Origin of the sequence: Streptomyces diastatochromogenes (genome assembly GCF_002242805.1) — a bacterium.
Taxonomy (GTDB): domain Bacteria; phylum Actinomycetota; class Actinomycetes; order Streptomycetales; family Streptomycetaceae; genus Streptomyces; species Streptomyces diastatochromogenes.
The window spans coordinates 1-212 of the sequence record NZ_MCGQ01000218.1 but is presented as its reverse complement, the minus strand read 5'-3'; the positions used below and the strand labels follow the sequence as shown (position 1 = coordinate 212).

At 67.9% G+C, this 212-nt stretch carries 2 pseudogenes; both read right to left on the bottom strand.

The window, feature by feature from the left end:
* Positions 1–120: pseudogene (locus tag BEK98_RS50765) on the bottom strand (anthranilate synthase component II); the annotation flags it as partial.
* Positions 117–212: pseudogene (locus BEK98_RS50760) on the bottom strand (anthranilate synthase component I family protein); the annotation flags it as partial. The pseudogenes BEK98_RS50765 and BEK98_RS50760, both read right to left, overlap by 4 nt.

Here is a 212-nt window from a genome sequence, read left to right as displayed (position 1 = left end):
CAGCTGCTCCGGTGTGCGCGTACCCGAGCGCACCACCTCGGTGTGTGCCCCGAGGGTGCGCAGGTACTGGTCGATGATGTGGGTGAAACTGTCGTAGGCGTCGACGAGCAGGACGTTCACGGAAGCAGCTCCTCACCGGTCAGCGCCCAGTAGGCGGCGCCCATCTTGTGCAGCGTCTCGCGCCACTCCGCGTGCGGGTCGGAGTCGGCGAC